The organism is Streptomyces sp. NPDC034111, assembly GCF_055575375.1.
On sequence record NZ_JBVIST010000002.1, the window covers coordinates 644,543 to 663,204 of the forward strand.

General features: G+C 69.9%; 16 protein-coding genes. 12 read left to right on the forward strand and 4 right to left on the reverse strand.

Translation table 11 applies throughout. From position 1 onward, the window contains the following. Positions 1-192: 192 nt before the first annotated feature. A complete protein-coding gene (locus ACZ55A_RS08600) occupies positions 193-636 on the reverse strand; it encodes an SRPBCC family protein (RefSeq protein WP_468836179.1) in 444 nt (147 codons plus the stop codon). Positions 637-792: 156 nt separating this feature from the next. Between ACZ55A_RS08600 and ACZ55A_RS08605 the strand changes: the two genes are divergently transcribed. Then, complete coding sequence (locus ACZ55A_RS08605; RefSeq protein WP_468836182.1) at positions 793-1,845, forward strand: Rv2578c family radical SAM protein; 1,053 nt, start codon at positions 793-795, stop codon at positions 1,843-1,845. Positions 1,846-1,992: 147 nt separating this feature from the next. Here ACZ55A_RS08605 and ACZ55A_RS08610 read toward each other — a convergent pair whose 3' ends face one another. After that, the gene (locus ACZ55A_RS08610) at positions 1,993-3,663 is read right to left on the reverse strand and encodes a CocE/NonD family hydrolase (RefSeq protein ID WP_468836183.1); all 1,671 of its coding nucleotides are present in this window, start codon (positions 3,661-3,663) and stop codon (positions 1,993-1,995) included. Between the two features lie 172 nt (positions 3,664-3,835). Between ACZ55A_RS08610 and ACZ55A_RS08615 the strand changes: the two genes are divergently transcribed. After that, entirely contained in the window at positions 3,836-4,522 is a 687-nt protein-coding gene (locus ACZ55A_RS08615; protein ID WP_468836635.1) for a TetR/AcrR family transcriptional regulator C-terminal domain-containing protein, read from the forward strand. 40 nt (positions 4,523-4,562) lie between these two features. On the opposite strand, the gene ACZ55A_RS08620 is transcribed toward ACZ55A_RS08615, so the two are convergent. Beyond that, positions 4,563-5,228, reverse strand: coding sequence for a HEAT repeat domain-containing protein (locus ACZ55A_RS08620; RefSeq protein WP_468836185.1), 666 nt, complete (start codon positions 5,226-5,228; stop codon positions 4,563-4,565). Positions 5,229-5,620: 392 nt separating this feature from the next. Here ACZ55A_RS08620 and ACZ55A_RS08625 point away from each other — a divergent pair, with 392 nt between their 5' ends. The 9 genes from ACZ55A_RS08625 to pssA all read left to right on the forward strand — a co-directional run bounded on the left by ACZ55A_RS08625 (position 5,621) and on the right by pssA (position 16,724). Continuing rightward, on the forward strand, positions 5,621-7,441 hold the full coding sequence (locus ACZ55A_RS08625) for a 3-hydroxyacyl-CoA dehydrogenase family protein (RefSeq protein ID WP_468836187.1): 1,821 nt from the start codon (positions 5,621-5,623) through the stop codon (positions 7,439-7,441). Between the two features lie 136 nt (positions 7,442-7,577). After that, positions 7,578-8,381 carry a TetR family transcriptional regulator gene (locus ACZ55A_RS08630; RefSeq protein ID WP_468836190.1) on the forward strand — a complete coding sequence of 268 codons (804 nt, stop codon included), beginning with the start codon at positions 7,578-7,580 and terminating at the stop codon, positions 8,379-8,381. Positions 8,382-8,901: 520 nt separating this feature from the next. Then, the gene (gene ccrA / locus ACZ55A_RS08635; RefSeq protein WP_468836192.1) at positions 8,902-10,239 is read left to right on the forward strand and encodes a crotonyl-CoA carboxylase/reductase; all 1,338 of its coding nucleotides are present in this window, start codon (positions 8,902-8,904) and stop codon (positions 10,237-10,239) included. Positions 10,240-10,280: 41 nt separating this feature from the next. Next, positions 10,281-12,293 carry a protein meaA gene (locus ACZ55A_RS08640; RefSeq protein ID WP_468836194.1) on the forward strand — a complete coding sequence of 671 codons (2,013 nt, stop codon included), beginning with the start codon at positions 10,281-10,283 and terminating at the stop codon, positions 12,291-12,293. Then, the gene (locus ACZ55A_RS08645; RefSeq protein ID WP_468836196.1) at positions 12,290-13,315 is read left to right on the forward strand and encodes an HpcH/HpaI aldolase/citrate lyase family protein; all 1,026 of its coding nucleotides are present in this window, start codon (positions 12,290-12,292) and stop codon (positions 13,313-13,315) included. Before ACZ55A_RS08640 ends, ACZ55A_RS08645 begins: the two co-directional genes overlap by 4 nt. Before the next feature lie 5 nt (positions 13,316-13,320). Further along, on the forward strand, positions 13,321-13,845 hold the full coding sequence (locus ACZ55A_RS08650) for a MaoC family dehydratase (RefSeq protein ID WP_468836198.1): 525 nt from the start codon (positions 13,321-13,323) through the stop codon (positions 13,843-13,845). Positions 13,846-13,850: 5 nt separating this feature from the next. Further along, on the forward strand, positions 13,851-15,056 hold the full coding sequence (locus ACZ55A_RS08655; RefSeq protein ID WP_384432938.1) for an acyl-CoA dehydrogenase family protein: 1,206 nt from the start codon (positions 13,851-13,853) through the stop codon (positions 15,054-15,056). Positions 15,057-15,226: 170 nt separating this feature from the next. Further along, complete coding sequence (locus ACZ55A_RS08660) at positions 15,227-15,874, forward strand: phosphatidylserine decarboxylase (RefSeq protein WP_030079423.1); 648 nt, start codon at positions 15,227-15,229, stop codon at positions 15,872-15,874. Then, on the forward strand, positions 15,861-16,724 hold the full coding sequence (gene pssA, locus ACZ55A_RS08665) for a CDP-diacylglycerol--serine O-phosphatidyltransferase (protein WP_468836202.1): 864 nt from the start codon (positions 15,861-15,863) through the stop codon (positions 16,722-16,724). The genes ACZ55A_RS08660 and pssA overlap by 14 nt, the downstream gene beginning before the upstream one ends. Before the next feature lie 78 nt (positions 16,725-16,802). On the opposite strand, the gene ACZ55A_RS08670 is transcribed toward pssA, so the two are convergent. After that, complete coding sequence (locus ACZ55A_RS08670; protein ID WP_468836638.1) at positions 16,803-17,927, reverse strand: glycerate kinase; 1,125 nt, start codon at positions 17,925-17,927, stop codon at positions 16,803-16,805. 193 nt (positions 17,928-18,120) lie between these two features. On the opposite strand from ACZ55A_RS08670, the gene ACZ55A_RS08675 reads away from it, so the two are divergent. Continuing rightward, positions 18,121-18,624 carry an NUDIX domain-containing protein gene (locus tag ACZ55A_RS08675; protein WP_468836639.1) on the forward strand — a complete coding sequence of 168 codons (504 nt, stop codon included), beginning with the start codon at positions 18,121-18,123 and terminating at the stop codon, positions 18,622-18,624. Positions 18,625-18,662 lie beyond the last annotated feature (38 nt).

Sequence of the window (18,662 nt, forward strand, 5' to 3'; positions counted from 1 at the left end):
ATCAAGCGCGGCGAATGGGGAGGAGCGGGGTGGGGCCGGACGTCAAGTGCCTTGCGCCGAGCGCCCCTTGGGCTCCCATCAGGGCTTTCCGTACAGAACCGCTCCGGCGGGCCGCACACTCAGGTCCGCCGGAAACCACCCGAACCGGTGAGTGTGAGGTCATACACCCAGGGTGACGGACGTGACGGCAGGTCACTTCTCCACGTGAGCCGCGAGGTTGGCCAGGAGCGCGTCGTAGATCCGGGCGAGCCCCTTGGGCGCAAAGGTCTTCTCGAAGAAGCCGCCGACCCCGCCGGCGCCCTTCCACGTGGTGGTGACCACGACCTTGGCGCGCCCCTCGCCGGCCGGCGTGACGACCCAGGTGGTCACCATGGAGGAGTTGCGGTCCTTCTCCACCAGCTGGCCGTCGGTCGGCTCGTCGACCTCCAGCAGACAGTCGCGCACCCGCTTGCTCGTGGCCTGGAGCTTCCAGTGGACGAGCGTGCCCTTGCCGTCGCCGCCTTCGCGGACCTCGTACTCACTGAAGTGCTCGGGCAGCAGCTGCCGGCGCGTACCGGCGTAGTCGGCGAGCGCGTCGAACACGCTCGCCGGGTCCGCCGCGATCTCGCGCTGCGTGATGGCCTCGACCTGACCCATGTGTGTCTTCCTCCAGTAGTCGGCTGCCGGTCCTGCGATGCGCGCCAAGCCAACCACCCCTGTGCGGCACGCCCAAAATCCAGGGCCGATACCTCACAAGGGAACACTTGTTCTATTATCGCGGAGGGGGCTCGTCGAGACACAGAAGGAGACCCCATGCGCTGGGACAATCTGGGTGAAAGCTCCTCCGCGCTGTTCGGCACGGACGTCGTCAGCCGGACGATCGACACCCCCGAATTCCGTGGGATCACCTTCCACGAGGTGCGCGCCCGCTCGATCGTCAACCGGGTGCCGGGCGCCTCCCGGATGCCGTTCGAATGGACGGTGAACCCCTACCGCGGCTGTAGCCACGCCTGCGTCTACTGCTTCGCCCGCAAGACACACAGCTATCTCGACCTGGACACCGGCCTCGGCTTCGACTCGCAGATCGTGGTGAAGGTCAACGCCCCCGAACTGCTCCGTCGCGAGCTGGCCGGGCGCCGCTGGCGCGGTGACCACATAGCGATGGGCACCAACGTCGACTGCTACCAGCGCGCCGAGGGCCGCTACCGCCTGATGCCCGGCATCCTCACGGCCCTGCGCGACCACGCCAACCCCTTCTCGATCCTCACCAAGGGCACGCTGATCCTGCGCGACCTGGACCTGCTCCGGCAGGCCGCCGAGGTCACCGACATCGGCATCTCGGTCTCCGTCGGCTTCCTGGACCACGAGCTGTGGCGCACGGTCGAGCCCGGCACCCCGGCACCGGAACGCCGGCTGGACGTGGTGCGCACGCTCACCGCGCACGGCATTCCGTGCGGAGTCCTGATGGCGCCGGTGATCCCCTTCCTCGGCGACGCGCCTGACCAGCTGCGGGCCACGGTCCGGGCCATCGCGGAGGCCGGCGCAGGCTCCGTCACCCCGCTCGTCCTGCATCTGCGGCCCGGCGCCCGGGAATGGTTCATGGCCTGGCTGAGCCGGCACCACCCGCATCTCGTACGGCGCTACGCAACGATGTACGCGGACGGCGCCTACGCCCCCAAGTGGTACCAGCGCCGGATCACCCGCCAGGTCCACGAACTCGCCACCGAGTACGGCATCGGCCCGGCCCAACCGGGCGAACACCGCCGACTCCAGCCGCCGGCCCCGATCCCGGAACCGGACCCGGCCCCCACACCGGAGGGGACAGCCAACCCCACCCCTGAGCCAACCCAGTTGACCCTCATCTGACCCTGCCCCTCAGGTCATGCCGATGAGTTCAAGCCGATGGGTTCATGGCGTTGAGCTCATGGGCTTGAGCTCATGGGCTTGAGCTCATGGCGAGGAGATCGCGCCTAAGGGCCGAAGCACTGGCCACAGGCATGCGTCAACAGGGCGTCACCGAGGAAGCACCAAGGCGGAGTCCGCGTGGAGCGTGAGACGTATCGGCAGGAAGTCGGTTGCGTCGACCGGTGACTCCCCGGTGCCGGGGTTGCGGGGGAAGCGCGGATGGGCACCGCCGCTGATCTGCCAGCGCATACGGTGGCCGGCGGCGAAGCGGTGGGCGGTGAAGCTCATCGGTACGGTGAGCTCCGAGGCCGCCTGGCCCACCGTGCGCAGCGGTGCCAGTCCGTCGCAGACGTTGGTGGAACGGCCTTCGGGGTCCACGTCGCACAGGCGGGTGAAGACGTCGGCGTGTCCGGTGTCCGTGGAGACGCTCAGGCGCGCGGAGACCGGACCGAGGACGTCCACGGGCTCGGTCAGCGGCGGGCCGGTGAACGTCAGGACGTCCTCCCGTGCTTCCAGGGCACGGTTGTCGCGGGGTCCCGCACCGGGGGAGAGCAGCCGGCCGCCGACGGACGGGGTGGGGGCGTCCGGGTCGTAGCGGAAGGACGCCAGCAGTGCGGACTCCGTGGGGGCCTGCTGGGTGAGATGCCCGTCCGGGGTGGGGAACCATGACGTGACGGCAACCGGGGACAACGGCCAGTCGTCGAGGTCCCGCCACGCGTTCTCACCGCCGACGTGTACGCGCACTTCGGTGGGGCGCAGGCCGGAGGGGTCGTCACACAGGTGCGCGCGCAGCCAGGCCAGGCTCTCCGCGAACACCTCGGGCCAGCCCTGTTGCATCGCGGAGGTATGGGTCCAGGGTCCGACGAGCAGGGCGGTTTCGCAGCCGGCCCGACGCAGCCGGCCGTACTGCTCGAAGGTCTGGTCGGCCAGGGCATCGTGCCACCCGGCGATCAGCGCGGTGGGCACGCTCAGTCCGTCCGCCGCCGCCCCCACGAACGTGCCGTCCCAGTACGGGTCGTCGGCGTCCGGTCGCGTCATCACACCGTCCAGCCAGGGCACTTCTCCAAGGGCAGGCACATACGCCCTGCGCAGCGGCCGCGCGGTGGTGATGTCGCGCAGCCGGCGCTTCAGCCGCAGCGTCGCCCTCACGAGGGGCAGTACCCCCTGGTGCTGGTACGTCATCCCGGCGCCGACGGCGAGCGCGTTCTCCAGGTGCAGTGCACCGCCCCCGTGGAAGAAGGCATGGGGATCGTGCATGCCGACCTGCACCACCATCGCCTTCAGCTCCGGCGGCGGATCGAGGGCGAGCGCCCATTGCACATAACCGAGGTAACTGGGACCGACCGTGCCCAGTACGCCGTGGAACCAGGGCTGCTCCCGCAGCCAGGACACCGTGGCCCGGCCGTCGGCGGCCTCGTTGCGCCACAGGTCGAGCCGGCCGCCCGAGCCGCCGGTGCCGCGGCAGCTCTGGAGGACGACGTGGAAGCCCTGTTCGGCGAAGAGCATGCCGTACATGGGTGACCACGGCACGCCCCTGCCGTAGGGCGAGCGTACGAGGAGCGTGGGGAAGTCGCCCTCCGCGCGAGGGAAGTAGTGGTCCGTACGCAACGGGCTGCCGTCGGCGGCCGGGACCAGCAGGCCCGGCTCCCAGCCGACGTCGTGCCGTTTGGCGGGGAGGTTGCGCCAGGTCGCCCGCATCATCCGGGAGGACAGCGGCGGCTTTCCGGAAGGCGGTGTCCAGGCCGGCTTCGGCGTGGTGCCGCGGGTGGGTGTCGTCATCGTTCCCCTCCACTGGTGGTTCACCGGTGGATCCGACTGGTGGTTCACCGGCGATGCGACCATTTACGTACGGCGTACGAGAATAGTCGATGCTTGGATGGCCTCGGCAACCGCCCGCAGCGGCGAGAGAGGGAGTACGAAGATCGTGACCCGAGAGGGCGAGGCCGGCGCCATGGGCGTCGACCCCCAGGAGCTCTGGCTTGCCACCCGGCCCCGGAGGGGGCGCAGACCCGCCTTCAGCCGCGAGGCGATCACCGCGGCAGCCGTCGCCCTGGCAGACGCGGAAGGGCTCGACGCGGTCACCATGCGGCGGGTGGCCGCACAGGTCGGGGCCGGAGTCATGTCGCTCTACAGCTACGCCCCCGACAAGGAGACGCTGCTGGAGCTGATGGTGGACCACGTCAGTGGGGAACTGCCGCTCACGGACGCCCTGACCGGCGACTGGCGCACCGACCTGAAGGCCCTCGCCCACCTCCAGCGCACCCTCATGCTGCGGCACCCCTGGCTGCCCGCCACCCTGACCACCCGCCGGACACCCGGCCCCAACGCCCTGGCCTTCCTGGAACGCGCACTGACCGCCTTGCGGCCCACCGGGCTGGACGGCGCGGCGAAGCTGGAGATCTTCGCCCAGCTCACCGGGTTCGTGGCCGGGCACGTCGGCCACGAGATCGCGCAGACCGCAGCCGCTCGTTCGCCCGAGCGGGCCGCGGCGGAGGCCCGCTACCTCGCCGCGGTCGCCGCGGACGGCAACCACCCGGAGCTCGCCGAAGCGCTCTCCGCCCCCGGCCGCCCCCTCGCCGCCGAGGCCACATTCACCCGGTTCCTCAACCGCCTGATCGACGGCCTCGACACCGACTGATCACGGTCCGTCCCCTTAAGGAAGGCCCAAGGGGACACCCTTAGGAGGCGTCACCCGGCTCCGCCGCCTCGGCGGCCTTCTCCTCGACGCTCCGCTGACCCGGCACCTCGTGCACTCCGAGCCGTGCCAGCGACGCCGACGCGGCGGCCGCGAGGCGGGGGTGGGCGACGGCGGCGGTGAGCGCGGGCACGGCCCGCCGGTCGCCCAGTGCGCCCAAGCCCTCGACACAGGCGAGCGCCACCCGCCAATAGGGGTTGTGCGGGGTCAGCAGGCGCTCCAGGGTGGCGATCAGTGCCGGTACGGACTGCGGCGCACGGAGTTCGGCGAGCAGCCGGACCGGATGCAGGGCGTAGGCGGTGCGCAGCGGGTTGGTGGCGAGCGCCGCCGCGGCGCGGGCGGTGCGCGGGTCACCGAGCCGGCTCAGCGCGTGCGCGGCGGTGGCGCAGCGCACCGGGTCGCGGTAGTTCAGCAGCAGGACGAGCGTTTCGAAGGCGCGCTTGTCGCCGGCGCAGCCGAGGACGAAGGCGGCGATCTCCCTGGCCCATAAGGGGCGTTCGACGGCGACCAGCATCCGGGCCAGCTCCTCCCGCCCGGCGGGGGTGTTCTTGCGGGCCAGCCCCAGCAACCGTTCATAGGCGACCAGATCCTGCGGAGAGCGGAGTTCGGCCCGCACCCGGTCCGTCAACTCGTGGAATTCGTCTTCCATTTGCCGCTTCCCTCCCGCCGGGCCGTCCCGGTCCCTGCGACGTGGCCTGCACCACAGCCTAATGACCCGGACTACCCCTGGCGCTTCGGTTACCCACCGGTTAACCTGCTGGGACGAACAGCACCCCTGTTCGGGCGGCCTGGTGACGCAGCCGCCACAGAGTGAAGTCGGTTCGGCACCGCACAGCACGACACAGTACGGAGAAACGGCACGGCCCCGGGACAGGGCCCGCCGGACCTCCCACACCGCCGGCGCGCCAGCAGCGCTGCGGCTCCTCGCGGCCACTGCCGCAGTATTTGCCGCTGCGTATTGCCACCCCTCGCGTCCGCGCGGACACCCCTCAGTCGTCACTTCTCCCCTGCCTTCAGGGGAACACCCTCAGGAGTCTCGCGATGGGCCCTCACTCCACCCCTGAACTGTCAACAGAAGCCTCCCCACTGTCCCTTTCCACCGTGGCCGTCGTCGGACTCGGCACCATGGGCACCGGCATCGCCGAGGTGCTGACCCGGGCCGGCCGCGAGGTCATCGGGATCGACACCGATGAGGCCGCGGCGCGCCGTGCCGTCGCCGCCCTCGAAAGCGCCACCGCCCGCGCGGTGCAGCGCGAGCGGATCACGGAGCGCGAGCGCCAGGACATCCTGGCCCGCTTCCGCACCTTCACCGATCTTCAGGCCGCGGCGGACGCCGACCTGGTCATCGAGGTGGTGCCCGAGGACTACGAGCTCAAGCGGCAGGTCTTCGCCGAGCTGGACGGCATCGTGCGCCCGGACACCATCCTGGCCACCGGCACCAACGCGCTGTCCGTGACCCGTCTCGCGGCCGATTCACAGCGCCCCGAGCGGGTGCTCGGCGTGCACTTCTTCAACCCCGCGCCGGCCATGAAGCTGGTCGAGGTGGTCTCCTCGGTGCTCACCGCGCCGACCGCGGTCGCGGCCGTCACCGAGCTCGCCCGCGACCTGGGCAAGGACCCGATCGCGGTCGGTGACCGGCCCGGCTTCGTCGCCGACGGGCTGCTGTTCGGCTATCTGAACCAGGCCGCGACGATGTACGAGGCCAAGTACGCCACCCGCGAGGACATCGACGCCGCCATGCGGCTCGGCTGCGGGCTGCCCATGGGTCCGCTCGCGCTGCTCGACCTGATCGGCGTGGACACCGCCCGTACGGTGCTGGAGGCGATGTACGCCGAGTCCCAGGACCGGCTGCACGCCCCCGCGCCGATCCTGGGCCAGCTGTCCGAGGCCGGCCTGACCGGCCGCAAGGCGGGCCGCGGCTTCTACACGTACGACGCCCCGGGCAGCGCCACGGCGGTGCCGGACGCGGAGACCCCGGCGGCCGCCGATGAGCTCGGCGCCGGCCGTACGGTCGCCGGCGTCGGCGTCGCCGGTTCCGGCACGATGGCGAGCGGTATCGCCGAGGTCTTCGCCAAGGCCGGGTTCAAGGTCGTGCTGGCCGCCCGCAGCCTGGAGAAGGCCGAGACGGCCAAGGCCCGGATCGCCAAGTCGCTGGGCCGCTCCGTGGACAAGGGCCGGATGACCGCCGAGGCCCGGGACACCGCACTGGCGGCGATCACCCCGGCCGGGTCGCTCGATGCGTTCGCCGACGTGGACCTGGCGGTCGAGGCGGTGGCCGAGGACCTGGCGGTCAAGCAGGAGCTGTTCAGGACGCTGGACAAGGTCTGCAAGCCGGGCGCCGTCCTGGCCACCACGACCTCGTCGCTGCCCGTCGTGGCCTGCGCCCGCGCCACCTCGCGCCCGCAGGATGTCATCGGAATGCACTTCTTCAACCCGGCACCGGCCATGAAGCTGGTCGAGGTGGTCCGTACGGTCCTGACCGCCGACGATGTGCACGCCACCGTGCGGGCGGTCTGCGCCAAGGTCCGCAAGCACCCGGTGGACTGCGGCGACCGGGCCGGCTTCATCGTGAACGCGCTGCTGTTCCCGTACCTGAACAACGCGATCAAGATGGTCGAGGAACACTACGCGTCCCTGGACGACATCGACGCCGCCATGAAGCTCGGCGGCGGCTACCCGATGGGCCCGTTCGAACTCCTCGACGTGGTCGGCCTGGACGTGTCCCTGGCCATCGAGAAGGTGCTGCACGCCGAGTTCCGCGACCCCGGGCTGGCCCCGGCGCCGCTGCTGGAGCACCTCGTCGCCGCGGGCTGCCTCGGCCGCAAGACCGGCCGCGGCTTCCGTGAGTACGCCCGGCGCTGACCCGTGGCGTCGCCCCCGTCCGAGAGGGGAGGGCTGGGGTGGACTGCTGGAACCCGACGGCGGTCCGCCCCCGCTCACGAGGGCGGAGGCGGCACCTCATGCCGCAGGTCGCGTAAATATGCAGTACCGTCCCCACATGTCCCAGCCCGCTCGCACACAGCCCAACGACACCACCGACGCCGGCACGCCCGGAACGCGCCGCGCGGCCGCACAACGGCTCAAAATGCGCCGCGAATTGTCGGCGGCGGCCATGGAGCTGTTCGCGACCAAGGGCTACGAGGCGACGACGGTCGATGAGATCGCGGCCGCCGCGGGCGTCGCCCGGCGCACCTTCTTCCGCCACTTCCGCTCAAAGGAAGAGGCGATCTTCCCCGACCACGACGACACCCTCGTACGCGCCGAGGCCGTCCTGGACGCCGCCCCGCCGCACGAGAACCCGCTCGACACGGTCTGCCGCGGCATCAAGGAGGTCATGCGGATGTACGCGGCGTCCCCGGCCGTATCCGTGGCGCGCTACCGCCTGACCCGCGAGGTGCCCACGCTGCGCGAGGCCGAGATCGCCTCGGTGGCCCGCTACGAGCGGCTGTTCACCCGCTACCTCCTGGGCCACTTCGACGAGGGCGCACACCGCGAGGGCGACGACGACCCGCTGCTCGCCGAGGTCGCCGCGTCCGCCGTGGTCACCGCGCACAACCATGTACTGCGCCGCTGGCTGCGGGCCGGCGCCGAGGGCGATGTGGAGGCGCAGCTCGACCACGCCTTCGAGATCGTCCGGGAGACCTTTGGCGCCGGCATCGGGGCGGGCCGTACCACCACGGGGGAGCAGCCCCCGGCGTCCGTCTCCCGGGAGGGCGAGGTGCTGGTCGCGGTGGCCCGTACCGATGCCCCGCTGGACGAGGTCATGCGCACCATCCGCAAGGCCATCAAAGAGCGGAAGTAGCGGAAAAACACCCAGAACCGAACAGGGCCGCGGTCCGGTCCCCCCGGTACCGCCCGGGTAGCGACCCGAACGGCCTAATCCCGTCCGTGCGCACGGTGCGTACGGACGGGATTCCTCTGTGTGAGCACCGGGCCCCCGATCGGCCCCTCTGTTGCTCATGCGTGCCGACCAAATGACATCTGAGAGAAATTGTTGGCACTCAGTGTCTTGTCGACTGGCACGCGGTGTCATACGTTGAGAGTGTCCGGGCGGCCGGCGCGTTGGGAACCAACCCTGCGCGCCGGCTGTCCCACCAGCCCCACGTGGCTGTCCGCCCGGACGCCTGCGTCACAGGCACCTCCCAGCTCTGCTGGGCTCCGCGCTCACCACAGCGCTGCCAGGCACCGCGGCCAACGGCTCTGCGAGCACCGCAGAGACGGCGGAAACGGCGCCACCCCGGCCGAACCGACGGCACCACCTCCGCACCACCCCCGACGTTCCCTCAAGCCGTTTCCCCAACGAGCTTCGCCGGAGGCACACCGTGAACGAGATCCTGGACGCAATCCTTGCGCCTGACACCACCAGCGCCGACTTCGCCGCGCTGACCATCCCCGAGTCCTACCGCGCGGTGACCGTGCACAAGGACGAGGTCGAGATGTTCGCCGGCCTGACCACCAAGGAGAAGGACCCCCGCAAGTCGCTGCACGTCGAGGACGTGCCGGTGCCCGAGCTGGGCCCCGGTGAGGCGCTGGTGGCCGTGATGGCCTCCTCCGTGAACTACAACTCCGTGTGGACCTCGATCTTCGAGCCGATGTCCACGTTCGGATTCCTGGAGCGCTACGGCAAGCTCTCCCCCCTCGCCAAGCGCCATGACCTGCCGTACCACGTCATCGGCTCCGACCTGGCCGGTGTGGTCCTGCGCACCGGGCCCGGCGTCAACGCCTGGGGCCCCGGCGACGAGGTCGTCGCGCACTGCCTGTCCGTCGAGCTGGAGTCCTCCGACGGCCACAACGACACCATGCTCGACCCCGAGCAGCGCATCTGGGGCTTCGAGACCAACTTCGGCGGCCTGGCCGAGATCGCGCTGGTCAAGTCCAACCAGCTGATGCCCAAGCCCAAGCACCTGAGCTGGGAGGAGGCGGCGGCGCCCGGTCTGGTCAACTCGACCGCCTACCGCCAGCTGGTGTCCCGCAACGGCGCCGGGATGAAGCAGGGCGACAACGTCCTGATCTGGGGCGCGAGCGGCGGACTCGGCAGTTACGCCACCCAGTTCGCGCTGGCCGGCGGCGCCAACCCGATCTGTGTGGTCTCCAGCGAGCAGAAGGCGGAGATCTGCCGGAAGATGGGTGCCGAGGCGATCATCGACCGCAGCGCCGAGGGCTACAAGTTCTGGAAGGACGAGCACAACCAGGACCCCAAGGAGTGGAAGCGCTTCGGCAAGCGCATCCGCGAACTGACCGGCGGCGAGGACGTGGACATCGTCTTCGAGCACCCGGGCCGGGAGACCTTCGGCGCGTCCGTGTACGTCACCCGCAAGGGCGGCACCATCGTCACCTGCGCCTCGACCTCCGGCTACCAGCACGAGTACGACAACCGCTACCTGTGGATGTCGCTGAAGCGGATCGTCGGCTCGCACTTCGCCAACTACCGCGAGGCGTGGGAGGCCAACCGCCTGATCGCCAAGGGGAAGATCCACCCGACCCTGTCGAAGACGTACACCCTCGAGGAGACCGGCCAGGCGGCGTACGACGTGCACCGCAACCTGCACCAGGGCAAGGTCGGCGTGCTGGCGCTGGCGCCCGAGGAGGGTATGGGGGTGCGTGATGAGGAAATGCGCGCCAAGCACCTCGACGCCATCAACCGGTTCCGGGACGCCTGAGACCCCTCGGGCTTACGGAACCACGAAGATACGGGCCTGATATGACTGAGCGTCAGAAGGATCGTCCGTGGCTGATGCGGACTTACGCCGGGCACTCCACCGCCGAGGCGTCCAATGAGCTGTACCGGCGCAACCTCGCCAAGGGCCAGACCGGTCTGTCGGTCGCGTTCGACCTCCCGACGCAGACCGGTTACGACCCCGACCACATCCTCGCCCGCGGCGAGGTCGGCCGGGTCGGGGTCCCGGTGTCCCATCTCGGCGATATGCGGCGGCTGTTCCAGGACATACCCCTGGACCAGATGAACACCTCGATGACCATCAACGCGACGGCCATGTGGCTGCTGGCGCTGTACCAGGTGGTCGCCGAGGAGCAGGGCGCCGACATCACCAAGCTGTCGGGGACCACGCAGAACGACATCGTGAAGGAGTACCTCTCGCGCGGGACGCATGTCTTCCCGCCGGGGCCTTCGCTGCGGCTGACCACCGACATGATCACGTACACGGTCAACCACATCCCGAAGTGGAACCCGATCAACATCTGTAGCTACCACCTCCAGGAGGCGGGGGCCACCCCGGTCCAGGAGATCTCCTACGCGATGTCCACCGCGATCGCCGTGCTGGACGCGGTGTTCGCGTCCGGTCAGGTCCCGGAGGACCGCAAGGGCGATGTGGTGGCCCGTATCTCCTTCTTCGTGAACGCCGGTGTCCGGTTCGTCGAGGAGATGTGCAAGATGCGGGCGTTCTCCCGCATCTGGGACCGGATCACCCGCGAGCGCTACGGCATCGAGAACCCCAAGCACCGCCGCTTCCGCTACGGCGTCCAGGTCAACTCGCTCGGACTGACCGAGGCGCAGCCGGAGAACAACGTCCAGCGGATCGTGCTGGAGATGCTGGCCGTCACGCTCTCCAAGGACGCCCGCGCCCGGGCCGTCCAGCTCCCCGCCTGGAACGAGGCGCTGGGACTGCCGCGCCCGTGGGACCAGCAGTGGTCGCTGCGCATCCAGCAGGTCCTGGCGCACGAGAGCGATCTGCTGGAGTACGAGGACATCTTCGCCGGCTCGCACGTCATCGAGGCCAAGGTGGACGCACTGGTCACCGACAGCCTCGCGGAGATCGAGCGGATCCAGGAGATGGGCGGCGCGATGGCCGCGGTGGAGTCCGGCTACCTCAAGTCGCAGCTGGTCTCCGCGCACGCCGAGCGGCGGGCCCGGATCGAGGCCGGCGAGGAGAAGATCGTCGGCGTCAACTGCTTCGAGGGCACCGAGCCCAACCCGCTCACCGCGGACCTCGACACGGCCATCATGACGGTCGACCCGGCCAACGAGGCGCGGGTGGTGCAGGCGCTGCACAACTGGCGGGACAACCGCGACGAGGGGCGCGCCCAGGAGGCGCTGTCGGTGCTGAAGAAGACCGCGGCGGGCGACGCCAACCTCTTCGCGGCCACCCTGGAGTGCGCCCGGGCCGGTGTGACGACCGGTGAGTGGGCCTGGGCGCTGCGGGACGTCTTCGGCGAGTTCCGGGCACCCACCGGCGTCTCCAGCGCTCCGCTGGCGGTCGCCGCCGAGGAGGGCAGCCCGCTGGCGGCGGTCCGCGAGAAGGTCGCCAAGACGGCGGCCGAGCTCGGCAGCGGCAAGCTGCGGCTGCTGGTCGGCAAGCCGGGCCTGGACGGGCACAGCAACGGCGCCGAGCAGATCGCCGTACGGGCCAGGGACGCCGGCTTCGAGGTGATCTACCAGGGCATCCGGCTCACTCCTGAGCAGATCGTCTCGGCGGCGGTCGCCGAGGACGTGCACTGTGTGGGCCTGTCGATCCTGTCCGGCTCGCACGCCGAGCTGGTCCCGGACGTCCTGGCCCGGCTGCGCCGCACCGGTGTGGACGACATCCCGGTCATCGTCGGCGGCATCATTCCCTCCGCCGATGCGACCGCGCTCAAGGAAGCCGGAGTGGCGGCCGTCTTCACCCCCAAGGACTTCGGTATTACGGAGATCATCGGCCGTATCGTCGACGAGATCCGGAAAGCGAACCAGCTCGACCCCCTGGAGGTCCCCGCATGACAGCGCCAGCGCCGTCCCTCCCGTCGCCCGCCACCACCCTAGCTGGAAGTCGCTCCGCTCCTGCCCCTGCCAATCGTCTGCGGCCGCGCCGCTCCTGCCTGGCGGTCCCCGGCAGCAATCCGCGGTTCCTGGAGAAGGCCCAGGGCCTCCCGGCGGACCAGGTCTTCCTGGACCTGGAGGACGCCTGCGCGCCGCTCGCCAAGGAGGGCGCCCGGCACAACATCGTCGAGGCGCTGAACGGCGGCGACTGGACCGGCAAGACACGGGTCGTACGGATCAACGACTGGACGACGCACTGGACGTACCGCGACGTCATCACGGTCGTCGAGGGCGCGGGGCCCAACCTCGACTGCCTGATGCTGCCGAAGGTCCAGGACGCCCAGCAGATCGTGGCGCTGGACCTGCTGCTGACGCAGATCGAGAAGACCATGGGCTTCGAGGTCGGCCGGATCGGCATCGAGGCCCAGATCGAGAACGCCAAGGGCCTGGTGAACGTCGATGAGATCGCCGGGGCCTCACCGCGCCTGGAGACCATCATCTTCGGCCCGGCCGACTTCATGGCGTCGATCAACATGAAGTCCCTGGTGGTCGGCGAGCAGCCGCCGGGTTATGGCGCGGATGCCTATCACTACATCCTGATGCGCATTCTGATGGCGGCTCGGACCTACGATTTGCAGGCGATTGACGGGCCGTACCTTCAGATCAAGAACATTGACGGCTATCGCGAGGTGGCCGGCCGTGCCGCGGCCCTCGGTTTCGACGGCAAGTGGGTGCTGCACCCCGGTCAGGTCGAGGCCGCCAACGAGGTGTTCTCGCCCTCCCAGGAGGACTACGACCACGCCGAGCTGATCCTGGACGCCTACGAGTGGCACACCTCGGAGGCGGGCGGAGCCAAGGGTTCCGCCATGCTCGGCGACGAGATGATCGACGAGGCGAGCCGGAAGATGGCCCTCGTGATCGCCGGCAAGGGCCGGGCCGCAGGCATGATCCGTACATCCAAGTTCGAGGCCCCGGAGGCATAAGCGCGATGCAGTTCGGCCGTACCTATGAAGAGTTCACCGTCGGCGATGTGTACAAGCACTGGCCGGGGAAGACCGTCACCGAATACGACGACCACCTCTTCTGTCTGCTCACGATGAATCACCATCCGCTGCACATGGACAGCAACTACGCGGAGCAGACCACCGACTTCGGAAAGAACGTCGTGGTCGGTAACTACATCTACTCACTGCTGCTGGGCATGTCGGTGCCGGATGTCTCCGGAAAGGCCATCGCCAATCTGGAGATCGAGTCGCTGAAGCATGTGGCGCCCACCTTCCACGGCGACACGATCTACGGTGAGACCACGGTGCTCGACAAGACGCCGTCGCGGTCCAAGTCGGACCGCGGCATCGTCCACGTCGAAACCAAGGGTTACAAGCAGGACGGCACCCTGGTCTGCGTCTTCCGGCGCAAGGTCATGGTCCCCACGGCCACGTACATCAAGGAGCGCGGCGGCGAGCAGCCCGGCCGCCCGGAGCTGAAGGCCCCTCCGGCCAAGAAGGAGAAGTGACCGCCATGTCCCGTCTTGCGCAGACCGAGGGCCTGACCGACATTCAGCGGGAGATTCTCTCCACCGTCCGCGACTTCGTGGACAAGGAGATCCTTCCGGTGGCCACGGAGCTGGAACACCGCGACGAATACCCGACGCAGATCGTCGAGGGCCTGAAGGAACTCGGCGTGTTCGGCCTGATGATTCCCGAGGAGTACGGCGGCCTGGGCGAGTCCCTGCTCACCTACGCCCTGACCGTCGAGGAGATCGCCCGCGGCTGGATGAGCGTCTCGGGCATCATCAACACCCACTTCATCGTGGCGTACATGCTCAAGCAGCACGGCACGCAGGAGCAGAAGGACTACTTCCTGCCGAAGATGGCGGCCGGAGAAATCCGGGGCGCCTTCTCGATGTCGGAGCCGGCGCTGGGCTCGGACGTTTCGGCCATCTCCTCCAAGGGCGTACGGGACGGCGATGATTACGTCCTCAACGGCCAGAAGATGTGGCTCACCAACGGCGGTTCGTCCACGCTCGTGGCGGTGCTGTGCCGTACGGACGAGGGCCACCCGGAGGGCACCGCTCCGCACAAGTCGATGACCACCTTCCTCGTGGAGAAGGAGGCCGGCTTCGGTGAGGTGCGGCCCGGTCTGACCATCCCGGGCAAGATCGACAAGATGGGCTACAAGGGTGTCGACACCACCGAACTGATCATGGACGGGCTGCGGATCCCGGCCGATCGGGTGCTCGGCGGCCAGACCGGACGTGGCTTCTATCACATGATGGACGGCGTCGAGGTCGGCCGGGTCAATGTCGCGGCGCGGGGCTGCGGCGTCGCCCAGCGCGCCTTCGAGCTGGGCGTTTCCTACGCGCAGCAGCGGCACACCTTCGGCAAGCCGATCGCCCAGCACCAGGCCATCCAGTTCAAACTGGCAGAAATGGCCACAAAGGTCGAAGCGGCCCATGCAATGATGGTGAACGCCGCTCGCAAAAAGGACTCGGGCCAGCGAAACGACCTTGAGGCGGGCATGGCGAAGTACCTGGCCTCCGAGTACTGCAAGGAGGTGGTGGAAGACGCATTCCGCATCCATGGCGGTTACGGCTTCTCCAAGGAGTACGAGATCGAGCGGCTCTACCGCGAGGCCCCGATGCTCCTGATCGGCGAAGGTACCGCCGAGATCCAGAAAATGATCATTGGGCGCCGGCTACTCGAGGAGTACCGAATCCAGGGGTAAGTATCCCATTTGGGCCAGTTTGACCTAGACGAAGATCACACCCCGTCATCGTACTTCGGCCACGGATTGGCTCTGGCTCTTGGCCAGTTGCCGCTCGCAACCGATAGCATCCCCGGAAAGCCGCCGTCCCCCGTATCCATACGCGGCATCCTCCGCTACGAAGGTCATCCATGCCCCACAGCCAATCCTCTGCACAACGCGGTCGCGTCCGCCTCGCGCGCGGAGCGTCGCCGTGGCTCCTGCCGACCGTTGCCACGGCAGCGGTCAGCCTCGCCCGGTCCCGCCGGTCGGGCCGCTGGGCCGCCGTTGCCGTGCCCACCACCGCACTGGCGGCGGGCATGCTGTGGTTCTTCCGCGACCCGGAGCGGGAGATCGCTCAGGGTCGCGTCATCTCCCCGGCCGACGGTGTGGTGCAGAGCATCATGCCGTGGAAGGACGGACGCACCCGCGTCGCGATCTTCATGAGCCCGCTGAACGTCCACGTCAACCGTGCGCCGCTGGCCGGCACGGTGACGTCCGTGGAGCACATCCCCGGCGGATTCGTTCCGGCGTTCAACAAGGAGAGCGAGAACAACGAGCGGGTCGTCTGGCACTTCGACACCGAGCTCGGCGACATCGAGATGGTGCAGATCGCCGGCGCGGTGGCCCGCCGTATCGTCCCCTACGTGCCCGAGGGCACCAAGGTGGAGCAGGGCGAGCGGATCGGTCTGATCCGCTTCGGCTCGCGCGTCGACGTCTACCTCCCGGAGGGCGTCGAGGTGGCGGTCGAGGTCGGCCAGGCGACCACCGCGGGGGTGACTCGCCTTGACCGTGATTGATCCCGAGACACAGGCGGGCTGGGCGCCCGAGACCGACGAGGACGAGGACGACATGCCGCTGTCCACGCGGCTGTCAATAGCGGACACCCTCACCCTCGGCAACGCCATCTGCGGCTTCATGGCCGTGTACTTCACCACCACCGGCGTGCTGATCCCGCACCTCACGGGGACCGAGGACGGCGGGATGGCCCGGCACAGCGCGGCCATGGCCGTGATCCTGATGCTGCTCGCGTCGGTCTTCGACCTCTTCGACGGGCTGGTGGCGCGCAAGCTGCGGGCCTCGGCGATGGGGGCCGAGCTCGACAACCTCTCCGACCTGATCAGCTTCGGGCTCGCGCCCGCGTACTTCGTCGTGACCTGGGGCATGGTCGCCCTCCAGAACGCGCACCAGCGGGTTTCCCTGGTGGCCGCGGTCGTCGTGCTGCTGGCGGTGGTGCTGCGGCTTGCGCGGTTCTCCTGCGTCACCCTGCGTGACGGCATCTTCCAGGGCATGCCGAGCCCCTTCGGCGCCCTGACCGTCGTCGCCATCGTGCTGCTGGAGCTGCCGTTCCTGCCGACGCTGCTGGCGATCATCGGGGTGGCCTGGCTGATGGTGAGCCGGGTCGAGTACCCCAAGCCGCGGGGCCGCCTCGCGGTGGCGATGCTCAGCTGGATCGTGCTCAGCATGGGCATGCTCGCGGCCTGGGCGCTGGACGCCCCCGGCGGCCAGCTGCTGCTCCAGACCGGCTGCGCCCTCCAGGTGGTCATGGGCGCCATGATCCCGCTGTTCGCGACGGCCCGGAGGGTCAACACCTTCCGCGACAACCGCCGCGAATCGCGCGCCGAGTCGCGCGCCGCACAGCTGCCGTAGCGGCCGCCACACCGATACACACACCGAGAGCCCCGGGCGCATCGCCCGGGGCTCTCGGCTTTCGTGTGCGGCGCCGGCTCAGCGCAGGAAGTCGCGCGCCAGGTTCTCCGCCGCCCGCTCCAGCAGCGGGCCCGCCTGGGCCATACAGCGGGCCGGGTCCGGCTCCAGGTCCGTCAGGGCGTAGGCGCGCTGGATCCCGGCCCGGGTCAGGGCCTCCTGCGGCAGCTGGAGCCGGCCGCAGACCGCGACCACGTCCAGACCGGCCGCACGGGCCGCGGCGGCGACCCCGGCCGGGGCCTTGCCGTGCAGCGTCTGCTCGTCCAGCGAGCCCTCACCGGTGATCACGAACGTGGACCTGGCGAGCGCCGGCGCGAAGCCCAGCACATCGAGCATCACCTCGATGCCCGGCCGGAACGTCGCGTCCAGGCCGACCAGCGCGCCGTAGCCGATCCCGCCTGCCGCGCCCGCGCCGGGTGCCAGGGCGTACTCCGCGGCCTTGGGCCCCACCGCACGCTCCAGCACCTCGGCGTAGTGGGCGAGCGCGGCGTCCAGTGTGGCGACGTCGTCCTCGTCGGCGCCCTTCTGCGGGCCGTAGACCGCCGGGGCTCCCTTGGGGCCCGTGAGCGGATTGTCGACGTCGCTCGCGAGCACGATCTCCGTCGCGGCCAGCCGGGGGTCCAGGCCCGACAGGTCGGCCGTGGCCAGCTCGCGCAGCGGGCCGCCGCCGGGGGCGACGGGCTCGCCGTCCGCGTCCAGGAAGCGGGCGCCCAGCGCCGCGAGCATGCCCGCGCCGCCGTCGGTCGTGGCGCTGCCGCCGACGCCGAAGACGATCGAGGTCGCGCCCGCGTCGAGGGCCGCGAGCAGCAGCTCACCGGTGCCGTACGTGGTGGCCGTCAGGGGCGCGAAGGCACCCCCGGGAAGGTGCTGGAGGCCGGATGCCTCCGCCATCTCGACGACCGCGGTGCCCTCGTCGCGCAGCGCGAAGGTGGCCGTCACCGGCACACCGGTGGGGCCGGTGACCCGCACCTCGTGGCGGTCGAAACCGGCCGCGAGGGCCGCGGCGACCGTGCCGTCGCCGCCGTCCGCGACCGGGACGGCCGCCACGTCCAGACCGGGGACCACGCGTCGCAGACCGGCCGTGACATGCTCGGCGACCTCGACGGCCGTGAGCGAACCCTTGAACTTGTCCGCGGCGATCAGCACATGTGCTGTGTGTGTCCTTGCTGCGTCCGCCACCGTGTTTCCTTTGCTTTCGAACTGGCAGTCGCGCCGCTGTGACCTTATCCGCCGAGCGCCCCCGCGAACAGGGCACACCGGCTCGGGGGCGCAACCGAGCGCCTGGGGAGTGCGCCTCGAAGATCCGCCGGCCAGGCTCTAGGCTCGCGCCGTGACGACCATGGATTACGCCACCTATATCGCCGGTCTGCCCCGTGTGCTCGCGGGCGCGGGCGCCATCTTCCGTGACGCGGAGGGCCGCATCCTGCTCGTGGAGCCCAACTACCGCGACACCTGGATCCTGCCGGGCGGCACCGTCGAGTCGGACGCCGGCGAGTCGCCCCGCCAGGCGGCCCGCCGCGAGACCGCCGAGGAGATCGGCCTGGACCTGGAGCTGGGCGCGCTGCTCGCCGTCGACTGGGTCCGCGGGGAGGGCAGGCCGCCGCTGGTGTCGTACCTCTTCGACGGCGGGGTGCTGGACCCCGCGCAGCTGGCCGCGATCCGGCTCCAGGACACGGAGCTGCTGTCCTGGCGGCTGGTCCACTGGGACGAGGCCAGGACGCTGGTGAACCACGAGATGGCGCTGCGGATCGGCGCCGCCCTCAAGGCCCTCGCCGAGGGCAGCGGGCCTGCGGAGCTGGAGGACGGGGTGCCGCCGGCGGGGGCCCAGCGCACACCGGAATAATCAGCTGAGGCCGGGGATCCGCGCATCTAGGCTGCCCT